Origin of the sequence: Limosilactobacillus reuteri subsp. simiae, assembly GCF_020784875.1 — a bacterium.
GTDB classification, from domain to species: Bacteria; Bacillota; Bacilli; order Lactobacillales; family Lactobacillaceae; genus Limosilactobacillus; species Limosilactobacillus reuteri_H.
The window spans coordinates 1-9,880 of record NZ_JAJGUI010000026.1 but is presented as its reverse complement, the minus strand read 5'-3'; the positions used below and the strand labels follow the sequence as shown (position 1 = coordinate 9,880).

The following is a 9,880-nucleotide window of genomic DNA, read 5'->3' as shown; positions in this document are numbered from 1 at the left end:
TGAAAGATGGTCCTTTCTTAACGAAGACGGGGTCCAACCATCTTTCGCTTTTTTATTTTAAATTTTAAACAAATAAAGCACTAATGTTAAATCCATCAGTACTTAAAATTGTAGAGCCTTTTTAGTTAGTTTGAATTTGGTGACCAATAATTAAATAAATTCGCGTTTTAAATGCCGTAAAGTAACAATAACCACAGGCAACTCGTTTGATAGTTTTAATTCGATTATTAATCCCTTCGGTTCGACCATTTGAGAACTTCGTCTCAAAGCCCCGCTTAATTCCCTCTTTATAGCGCGCTAAAACCTGACAACGGTGGATTGTATAATGGCTGACACTGTCTGGCCGAAGTTTAAGTAATTGAAAGAAAGTTGTAAAATCACGTTGATTGTAAGCACGCTTCAAGGCTTGAATAAAATTATAGGTGGCTCTTAACTCTTAGTCATACGCTAACATTAAGTCTAAGATCATAATGGAATTAACAACGCGATTAAAATAACGTCCTTCGTAATAAACTTTTGTACTTAAATTTTCCCGATCTTGAAGAAATAGCCGCCAATAACGTTTAAGGCGCCGAGCTTGTTTCTACTCCGCAGAATCACCTTTTCGCAAACGATTGAAGACATGAATTCGCACATGATTCATCGTATCATTAAGGTGTTTGGCAATATGAAAGCGATCATAGATGATTTGAGCACAAGGAAAAACGGTTTTAACTAGTTGATCATAGGCAACGTTCATATCCATTACCAGATATTTTACCCGGCAACGGGCAGCACGTGTAAACTGTTGATAATGCTTAAATAAACTACGTAATCGCCGATCTTCAAGGAGCTCAAATAAGCAACTCCGATCACCATCAACGGCGATGAAACTCATTTTACCTTTAGCGCTCCGCATTGATTTAAATTCATCAATACATAGTGTTTCCGGTAGATAGTTTAAATTCGGTTTATATTGATCAGCGAGGTCCAAAAGGACCCGCTGGACCGAAGCTTCACTGATAAACAAATCATGGGCAATATCTTTAATTGTTTGAATTCGCGTTAACCGAAGAATAATTTCACGCCTTAAATCACGACTAATTGTTCGTTGCTTTTCAAAAAGATAACTAGTCGCATTAAATGTTGTATGGCAGTCAGGACATTGAAAACGTTGAGTATTAACAAGCAACATTAATGGTTGAGCCCTAAATTGTCCATATTTGTGTTTAGCTTGATAAAAACCATATTTTAAGATTTGCCCACGATTAATAACTCCGCAGTTTGGACAAGCTCGCGGCGTATAAGAAAGAGTACAGGATATTTGCGCCACGCGAACATTTTTAATTACTTTATATTTAAGCCAATGATGAGGAAAATTTAAATGAGGGTCTGTTAAATTGAGTGGAGTTCTAGTATCATTATCCATGGAGATTACCTTCTTTACTATGTGATTTGGCGATTTCATTGTATCAGAGGGCGAGCCTCTTTTTTAGTTTAAAAACAAAAAATCTGATATTGGTATAGAAAGTAATATTTCTATATCAACATCAGATATTGTAGAACCATAAAATACGAATTAAAAAACAGGACTATGAGTTACCGAAAATGATAAGTCATGGTCTTGTTGTATGTATCAGTTAAATACTACCATTGGCAAATGCCCTACGTTATCTACTTAATTAAAAAATGGGTTTGTAAATCTCATCATAATAACTATTATCTGACCCCATACTAGTGAAGTTCTTTAAAGAGGTAAAAGTTTCGCTTTCCTTCCATGCAGTTAAGGCTTCAAAATCAGCCCAAGCAGTCAGTAAAACTAAAGTAGTAGCTTCCGCTTTATTATCAACGCTAAGCATATAACCCCCGTTCATATTAGCTGGTTCAGTTAATACCTTTTGAAGTGTATTATAAAGTAGCTTTTGACGGTCACCGTTTACTTGAAATGATTGGTAGTAAAACATTCCATTTAATTGAGCATCTAACGTTGAATCAAGAGTTGTTAATTTTACTGGTGACTGAAAAATAGTATCTTTTCCAGAAAGATCAAATAATGCTAATTTTCTTGTATGAGTAGTTGCCTGCATTAATTTAAAATGCCGCTCGGGATATTTATCAATAATTGATTGTAAAATTTGTCGTGAACCAAATGTTAAGCTAATTTTTGTTAACATATTAATTCCTCCTCAGAAGTTAGTAGTCATACTTATTATAGTACAACTTAATGTAAAATAATTAAATTGTAAATTTTATCTACTTTATTTTTGATAAAGAATAAATAGAAAATATAGTAGCAATTCGACTTACAAAAAGTCAATAATTTTTGTTATATGACTTTAATATTAATTGAATAGGGAGTATAATAAACAATGTATTAATGAATGTTCTAGTTTAACTTAATAAAGGAGGCCACTAAACGAAATGGTTACACTATATACGTCTCCAAGTTGCACGTCTTGTCGTAAAGCACGTGCCTGGCTAAAAGAACATGATATTGCTTTTAAGGAACGGAATATTTTTTCTGAACCATTGTCTTTAAATGAAATCAAGAATATTTTACGGATGACTGAAGATGGTACTGAAGACATTATTTCAAAGCGGTCTAAAGCTTACCAAAAGTTGAGCGTAGACCTTAATGATTTGTCGATGAAAGCCCTGTTTAAGTTAATTAGTAAAAACCCAGGATTGTTACGACGTCCGATTATTATTGATGATAAACGGCTTCAAGTAGGTTACAACGAAGACGAAATCCGTCGCTTCTTACCACGAAAGGTTCGTGAACTAGAACTAGTAGAGGCTCAAGAAAAAGCAAATATGATTTAACTGATAGAATATGGAAAGTGATATGCTTTCCTTTTTTTATTCTTTTAACCGAGTAACTTTACTTTTAAGCGAAAATCCTTACAATAGAAGTAACATCTAGTTTTGGTAAAAGGAGGTGCTGCTCAATGGAGATGGAACGCATTAATGAAAATACTATTCGCGTTTTGGTAGATAATGATGATTTATCTGCTCGGGGTATCACCATTCTAGATTTGCTTGGTGACCATCAGCAAATAGAGGATTTCTTTTATAGTATCCTGAAAGAAGTAGATACTGATCACCAATTCCAAAATAACGATGCGGTTACTTTTCAGGTGATGCCCACTAATAATGGCTTAGAATTATTTATTAGTAAAAATGATTCTAACTTTGCTGGGAATGAACAGCATGGACCAATTAATGACCAGGTGTCCAAATATATTAAGCAACATTTGATTCAAAAAAATAGTCCGGATCAAGATCAAAGAAAAACAGCGATTAATGATTCAGAAGATAATGAGATTCAACACACGAACTGGCAAGTAATTACGTTTGATTCTTTTGAAGATTTAATTGATTTTGCGAAAATTGCCGAGAATGATGATGTTTCATCATATTTATATAAGTACAATGATTTGTATTATTTAGCAATTGCTTATTCTGATTCTATTTTGAACAGCAATGAGGTTAAAGATCAGCTTGCTCTTGCTTATGAATATGGAAATCCCACGGCAACAACGGTTGATTTTTTAAGTGAACATGGAAAGAAAATAATGTCAGTATCTGCCTTGCATTTAATTCGACACTATTTTGAATAAGCTGCGTTTGAGTTCATACTCAACGTAGCTTTTTTTCGTGCAAAATTGAGTAATTTCCGTATATAAATATATAGGGGGATTAAATGTTAATTGCAGCTCATAATAATCAATTAGTGTTAGCTGAAAATGCAAAAAGCGATATGGCATATTATTGTCCAGGATGCGGGCAAGGAGTGATTTTGCGACGAGGAAAGCATAAGATTACTCATTATGCCCATAAGAAGGGAAATGACTGTGGCTTTAGCGAGGGTGAAACATTAGAACATTTAAAAGGGAAAAAACAGATTTATCAATGGGCACAAAAGCATCATTGGAATCCGCAATTAGAAGTCTATTTTCCAACAATTGCTCAGCGACCGGATATTCTTTTAGAAATTAATGGACAAACTGTAGCAGTTGAATTTCAATGTAGTCCCTTAAGCCTTGAAAAGTTATTAGCACGTAATGAAGGGTATCGTCAGTTAAAAATTCCGGTTTGGTGGATATTAGGATCACCTTATTTGCGTAACTTGGGAAATAAGAAAATCGTTCAGTTTACGCAAATCTTTAGAAAGCAGTTTGTTCTCTTGTTTTGGGATGTGAAAAGGGCGCAATTAGTTATTGATCAGAAATATTGGCGTTGCTCCTATAGCCGGTTAAAGTATGATAAAAAAACTATTTTAATGAAGCAGATTGAAATGTTAAAGAAGAAACAGTATCATTTTCCGAGTAAAGAAATAAGAGAACTATCATTAACCACTTTAAAACTTACTGGACATGCTTTATCTGAATGTCCACTAGTATGCCATGATCTCATTGCAAGTTGGCCGGCAATGTCTATTCCAATGATTATCTGGCGAATTGGTGTAATATTAGAGATAGAGAAATTCCCCTTATTTTATTCTTGGGGAGATAAGGAATGGAAAAGATTATTAATGAAGGTAAACAAAAGCGATTGGTTATTCCCTGGTTGTTTACCTCCCGAAACAATTCGCAATATTATTATCAACCAATATACAAACGAATTAATTGCCTTTAAAGTAATTTGCAGAAAGGATAATCATCTTATTTTAATTCATCGTCCAAGATGGTTTAATGATTCACAGTTAAAACTACAGCTGGTTAAAAGGAGATCATAATATGCAACACACATGTACAATGTTTTTAGCAGGAAAGAATGCAACAATTGACGGGTCAACTATAGTTTGTCGTGAGGAAGATTATGGTAATGCATTTGATCCTCAAAGATTTGTATTAGTAAAACCAGAAAGACAGCCACGTAAATATCAAAGCAAAACAACTGACTTTAAAATTGATTTACCAGTTCCTAAGCTAAAATATACTTCTACGCCTGATGCTGACGATAAAGATGGAATTTTTGGTGCAGGCGGTATCAATGGTCTGAATGTTGCGATGAGTGCGACTGAAACTATTACTACTAATGCCCGGATATTGGCAATAGATCCTTATAACACTTTATCGGGAATTGGCGAAGAAGATTTTGTAACATTAGTCCTTCCTTATATTAAGAGTGCTCAAGATGGTGTTAAGAAACTAGGAAGTTTATTAGAAAAGTATGGTACTTATGAGGCTAATGCGATAGCTTTTAGTGATAATAATGAAGTGTGGTATATGGAAACGATTGGTGGTCATCATTGGGCAGCTGTTAAAATTCCCGACAATGCCTATGTGATTGCTCCTAATCGATTTAATATTACTAATTTTGATTTTGATAGTCCCAACACAATGAGTTCACCAAATTTGAAACAGTGGATTGATCAAAATAAGTTGAATCCTAGCGAAGACGAATACAATTTACGACATATTTGTGGAAGTGCAACTGCTACTGATACTGTCTATAACAACCCGCGAGCATGGTATGTTCAGCAGCAACTAGGGACGATAAATGCTAATCCACAAAGTAATAACCTTCCATTCATCTGTTATGCAAAAGAAAAGCTTACTGTAACTACGATTAAGAAGTTAATGAGTTCTCATTATCAAGGGACAGCTTTTGATCCGTATCATTTAGAAAGAGATAAAGCCCCATTTAGGTCAATTGCACTAAACCGAAACTTGGAATTACATATTCTACAAATACGTAATAATGTTTCGGCAAGTATTGCTGGTGTTCATTGGTTAGCATTTGGTCCTAATACTTTTAATGCAGTGGTTCCCTTTTATGCAAATATTGACGATACACCAATCCCTTATCGAAACACTAGTACTGAATATTCAATAGACGATATGTATTGGCTCACTCATACAATTGCTGCGCTTGGGGACCAAAATTATCGTCAAGCACAGAGTATTGAAGAAAACTTTGAATTGCAAGTAATGGCAAAAACAATGAATATTCAAAATAATACGGATAAGGAAATAGCAGAACACCAGGATGTGAGTGCATTTTTAACCACGATTAATAATCGGATGGCCGAAACCGCAGTGGACGAAAGCAAAAAATTACTGGGGAAACTAGTAAAGCTTGCTTTTTCAAGAGAACGATTACAATTCTAGGCAGAAAATAAAAAAGAGGTTGGATAGATGGTGCAATAATGAAAGACCAACTTTTCCAATCTCTTTTTTATTAATTATTGTTTTGTATAATTTGAAGCTTTGGCGGACGATATTGGTTCACAAATTCATCTAAGGATGCAGATCGAGCCAATTTTCCGCTTTTAAATGCGTTTATTAAAGTATTATAGTCAAAATTTGGAATCATTAGGCCGTAATCAGAATCTTCGGTGTTAAAAACGACTGCGGTAGCCGTTTCTGATACGCCTAGATCACTTGCGATTTTTTGATCTTGACGGAAAGCCTGCTTAGCAAGTTGACTTTGCCGATCCTCAAAAAACATTTCTAAGTCAAGGTGTGAATCATGTGCAATTTTATTAATTAATTCATCGTTGTAATCCAAGCCTTGGTTAATAAGCGCAGATTGTAATTGTAAGAGATAATGCCGTCCACGTTTTCGTCCTTGGAAGAGGGCTGCTTTATAATCTAATATTATTTGGTTAAGGGTTTTTGATACTTGTTGTCTTACAGCAAGATCATGGGGATTAAGATGATAATATTTAAGTGTGCTATCGATCGTTTTCATATTGAATAGTGGTACAAATTGGTAACTAATTTTTGTATTTAAATCACGATCAATTTTTAACACGTCTTTTTCACACCGTAAACAGCGCATTCCTAATGGATTCACAAAAAGATGAAGTTCGAGCATAATTAACCCCTCCGATCATTTGTATACTCAAAATCCTAATCCTGTGAACATAATTATTTTTGCAAATATCTAACTATTTGTAAAGAATTTAGTTTTAAGATAATTACAAGAGTTATTATTATAAATGTGCTAAAATATACGGAGATTTAACAGGAGGCTGAATTATGATTGAAGATTGGCAGCATTTTTTATTGCCATATCAGCAAGCCGTAAATGAACTAAAAGTCAAATTACGGGGGATGCGAAAGCAATTTCAAGACCAAACGCAACATTCTCCGATTGAATTTGTAACTGGACGAGTAAAGCCAGTTGATAGTATTAAAGAAAAAATGATTAGACGACATGTGCAAGAGGATCGACTTGAGCAAGATATGCAAGATATTGCCGGTTTACGAATCATGTGTCAATTTGTAGAAGATATTTATAAGGTAGTTGACTTATTACGGCAGCGAAGTGATATGACTATTTTAGAAGAACGAGATTACGTCACCAATGTTAAACCGAGTGGATATCGTTCCTATCATATTGTTATTGAATATCCGGTGCAATTAATTACTGGAGAAAAAAGAATATTAGCTGAAATTCAAGTACGTACCCTTGCAATGAACTTTTGGGCAACAGTAGAACATTCCTTAAATTATAAATATCAAGGTGAGTTTCCTGAGGAGCTATCTGCAAGGTTGCAAAGAGCCGCAGAGGCAGCATTTAAGCTTGATAATGAAATGTCAGAGATTCGAGAAGAAATAAAGGAAGCACAGACATTGTTTTCTAAGCGGAGGTCAACTAATTCTATTGATGAAGACGAGTTAAAGGAGTAAGTTATGAGAATTGGAATATATAATAATGAAACAGCAGAATCTCAACGAGTGACAAAGGTTTTAAAAACGGAAATGAAACGGGCGGGTTTAACTTATGTCGAAAAAAATCCAGAAGTTGTAATAACAATCGGTGGAGATGGTACTTTGTTATCGGCTTTTCATCATTATCAAAAAGACTTAAATAACATCCGCTTTGTTGGAATTCATACTGGGCACTTAGGATTTTATACGGATTGGCGGAGTTTTGAAATTGATGATTTAGTTGATAGTTTAGTAAAAGATAGCGGACAAGCAGTTTCATATCCTCTACTTGCTATGAAGGCTACTTATTCTGATGGACAGATAGAGAATTATATTGCACTTAATGAATCAACAATTCGGAATGTTACACGAACAATGGTATGTGATGTGTTCATTAATAATCATTTGTTTGAAAACTTTCGGGGGGATGGTTTATGTATTTCAACTCCAACCGGTTCAACTGCTTATAATAAATCAGTCGGGGGTGCCATTGTCGATCCAAATAGTGTTGGCTTTCAGTTAGCAGAAATGGCTTCACTTAACAACCGGGTTTTCCGGACCCTAGGCTCACCGATTATTTTTGGTGCTGATGCTGAGTTAATTTTGCGTTTGCGTGATGAAAATGGGCATGTGCTTACATGCGATCGTGATCAATGGATGCTTAAAAGCGAGAAGGAGCGGTACCTAACTGAATTATCTTATAGAGTTTCTAAGCAACGAATATATTTTGCTCAATATCGGCATAATAATTTCTGGAATCGAGTAAAAGATTCATTTATTGGTGGAGTGCATTAATGGAATTTAATTGGATATATGATCATCACACACCACGGAAATTACGATCGGCATTAAAAATGTATGGGGTTTCTTCTTCGTTATTAAAAGTAGCCATATATCATGGAGGAAAAATGCAAATAAATGGGGTAGATAAGTGGGCAGTTGATACTGTTAATTACCACGATAAAGTAACATTAATTCTCCCTCCAGAAACTGCTAATGATAATGTGGATGTCAGTGAGGCACCTATCGATATTATTTATGAAGATCAAGACTTTTTAATAATGAATAAGCCGGCAGGAGTAGCGACAGTTCCGGCTCATAATGTTCCGGTGGCCGATAGTTTGGTAAATCGGGTAAAAGGCTACTATAAGCGCCAAGATTATGAAAATCAGGTTACCCATGTTGCAACACGTTTAGACCGTGATACCAGCGGCTTAGTTGTTTTTCCTAAGCACCGATTTGCTCATGCTGTCCTAGATGAACAGTTAAAAAAACATTTAGTTAAGAAAAACTATCTTGCTCTAATTAAAGGAAAGGTTCCTGCAGAGCATGGTTATATTGATGCGCCGATTAGACGCGATCCCAATTCATTTGTAAAAAGAATGGTAGGGAAAGAAGGGAAAGCATCTGTAACTGAATACTGGCGCCAAGAATGTAATGTTCAAGCAAGCCTTATCAAAATTAGGTTGCATACAGGTCGGACACACCAAATTCGCGTTCATTTTGCTAGTCTTGGTTTTCCATTAATTGGCGATAAAATGTATGGTGAAGAATCAGGATTGATTGCTAGACAAGCGCTCCATTGTTATTGGCTAAGCTTTTATAGTCCATTTAAAGGTGAAAATATTACTGTTTCGGCACCATTGCCAAGTGATTTCAAAAATGCTAAAGATGATCTTTTAAGTACAAAAAATTATTAGTAATTGAACTAATTAATAGAAAATTACCAGGAGATAAAATTAATTTGCTTACTGGTAATTTTTTTATAGAAAAGTATTGCAAATAATAAAAATATAGGGTAAAATATAATTCCTGTCATCGATAAGGCATGAATAAATGATCATATCTATTAAGATTATTAAGAGTAAATATGGTTGTAAAGTCAATGATTTTTGAATTGTATTATAAAAAACTGTTGACATCTACTTGATGACATGATATATTAATAAAGTTGCTGATTGAGTTATCAATCAAAAGGAATTCAAAAATAATTAAAATTTCTTCTTGACAAGCCGATCTGATATATGTTATAATAAATGTGTTGATTGGCTGCTTGATCAGCCAACAGGTAGACCTTTGAAAACTGAACAAAGTTTCGACGAATCAAATGTGTAGGGTATTCAATCACGATGTGATTTGAAGCAAAACATTTGCGAAGTCAATTCGCTTAATAACAAAGATAATTGAGAGCTATTCAAGTTCTTATATATTTTATATGAGAGTTTGATCCTGGCTCA

At 34.6% G+C, this 9,880-nt stretch carries 9 protein-coding genes and 1 pseudogene; 7 read left to right on the top strand and 3 right to left on the bottom strand.

From position 1 onward, the window contains the following. Window positions 1-121: 121 nt before the first annotated feature. Both LMC10_RS10600 and LMC10_RS01190 read right to left on the bottom strand, forming a co-directional pair. A pseudogene (locus LMC10_RS10600) lies at window positions 122-1,408 on the bottom strand (ISL3 family transposase). A gap of 253 nt (window positions 1,409-1,661) precedes the next feature. Next, window positions 1,662-2,153, bottom strand: coding sequence for a hypothetical protein (locus tag LMC10_RS01190; RefSeq protein ID WP_229268710.1), 492 nt, complete (start codon window positions 2,151-2,153; stop codon window positions 1,662-1,664). 247 nt (window positions 2,154-2,400) lie between these two features. Between LMC10_RS01190 and spxA the strand changes: the two genes are divergently transcribed. The 4 genes from spxA (at window position 2,401) to LMC10_RS01170 (ending at window position 6,095) form a co-directional block, all read left to right on the top strand. Further along, entirely contained in the window at window positions 2,401-2,802 is a 402-nt protein-coding gene (spxA, locus tag LMC10_RS01185) for a transcriptional regulator SpxA (protein ID WP_003666877.1), read from the top strand. A gap of 125 nt (window positions 2,803-2,927) precedes the next feature. Continuing rightward, a complete protein-coding gene (locus tag LMC10_RS01180) occupies window positions 2,928-3,599 on the top strand; it encodes an adaptor protein MecA (protein ID WP_229268709.1) in 672 nt (223 codons plus the stop codon). Between the two features lie 83 nt (window positions 3,600-3,682). Continuing rightward, complete coding sequence (locus tag LMC10_RS01175; protein WP_229268708.1) at window positions 3,683-4,717, top strand: competence protein CoiA; 1,035 nt, start codon at window positions 3,683-3,685, stop codon at window positions 4,715-4,717. A 1-nt stretch (window position 4,718) separates the two neighbouring features. Further along, window positions 4,719-6,095, top strand: a complete 1,377-nt coding sequence (locus tag LMC10_RS01170; RefSeq protein WP_229268707.1) for a C69 family dipeptidase — start codon at window positions 4,719-4,721, stop codon at window positions 6,093-6,095. Window positions 6,096-6,165: 70 nt separating this feature from the next. On the opposite strand, the gene LMC10_RS01165 is transcribed toward LMC10_RS01170, so the two are convergent. Continuing rightward, entirely contained in the window at window positions 6,166-6,804 is a 639-nt protein-coding gene (locus LMC10_RS01165; protein WP_229268706.1) for a DsbA family protein, read from the bottom strand. A 164-nt stretch (window positions 6,805-6,968) separates the two neighbouring features. On the opposite strand from LMC10_RS01165, the gene yjbM reads away from it, so the two are divergent. Genes yjbM through LMC10_RS01150 form a run of 3 tightly spaced genes read left to right on the top strand, consistent with a single transcriptional unit; the run spans window position 6,969 to window position 9,343 of the window. Next, window positions 6,969-7,622, top strand: a complete 654-nt coding sequence (gene yjbM / locus LMC10_RS01160; RefSeq protein ID WP_003672237.1) for a GTP diphosphokinase — start codon at window positions 6,969-6,971, stop codon at window positions 7,620-7,622. A gap of 3 nt (window positions 7,623-7,625) precedes the next feature. Beyond that, window positions 7,626-8,438 (top strand): NAD kinase, encoded by an 813-nt coding sequence (locus LMC10_RS01155; protein ID WP_003672236.1) that lies wholly within the window; start codon window positions 7,626-7,628, stop codon window positions 8,436-8,438. Beyond that, window positions 8,438-9,343, top strand: a complete 906-nt coding sequence (locus tag LMC10_RS01150) for an RluA family pseudouridine synthase (protein WP_229268705.1) — start codon at window positions 8,438-8,440, stop codon at window positions 9,341-9,343. Before LMC10_RS01155 ends, LMC10_RS01150 begins: the two co-directional genes overlap by 1 nt. Window positions 9,344-9,880: the final 537 nt, after the last annotated feature.

Bases quoted from the DNA above. Each gene is read 5' to 3' on its own strand.
- LMC10_RS01190 (WP_229268710.1), bottom strand. From the start codon at position 2,153: ATGTTAACAAAAATTAGCTTAACATTTGGTTCACGACAAATTTTACAA.
- spxA (WP_003666877.1), top strand. From the start codon at position 2,401: ATGGTTACACTATATACGTCTCCAAGTTGCACGTCTTGTCGTAAAGCA.
- LMC10_RS01180 (WP_229268709.1), top strand. From the start codon at position 2,928: ATGGAGATGGAACGCATTAATGAAAATACTATTCGCGTTTTGGTAGAT.
- LMC10_RS01175 (WP_229268708.1), top strand. From the start codon at position 3,683: ATGTTAATTGCAGCTCATAATAATCAATTAGTGTTAGCTGAAAATGCA.
- LMC10_RS01170 (WP_229268707.1), top strand. From the start codon at position 4,719: ATGCAACACACATGTACAATGTTTTTAGCAGGAAAGAATGCAACAATT.
- LMC10_RS01165 (WP_229268706.1), bottom strand. From the start codon at position 6,804: ATGCTCGAACTTCATCTTTTTGTGAATCCATTAGGAATGCGCTGTTTA.
- yjbM (WP_003672237.1), top strand. From the start codon at position 6,969: ATGATTGAAGATTGGCAGCATTTTTTATTGCCATATCAGCAAGCCGTA.
- LMC10_RS01155 (WP_003672236.1), top strand. From the start codon at position 7,626: ATGAGAATTGGAATATATAATAATGAAACAGCAGAATCTCAACGAGTG.
- LMC10_RS01150 (WP_229268705.1), top strand. From the start codon at position 8,438: ATGGAATTTAATTGGATATATGATCATCACACACCACGGAAATTACGA.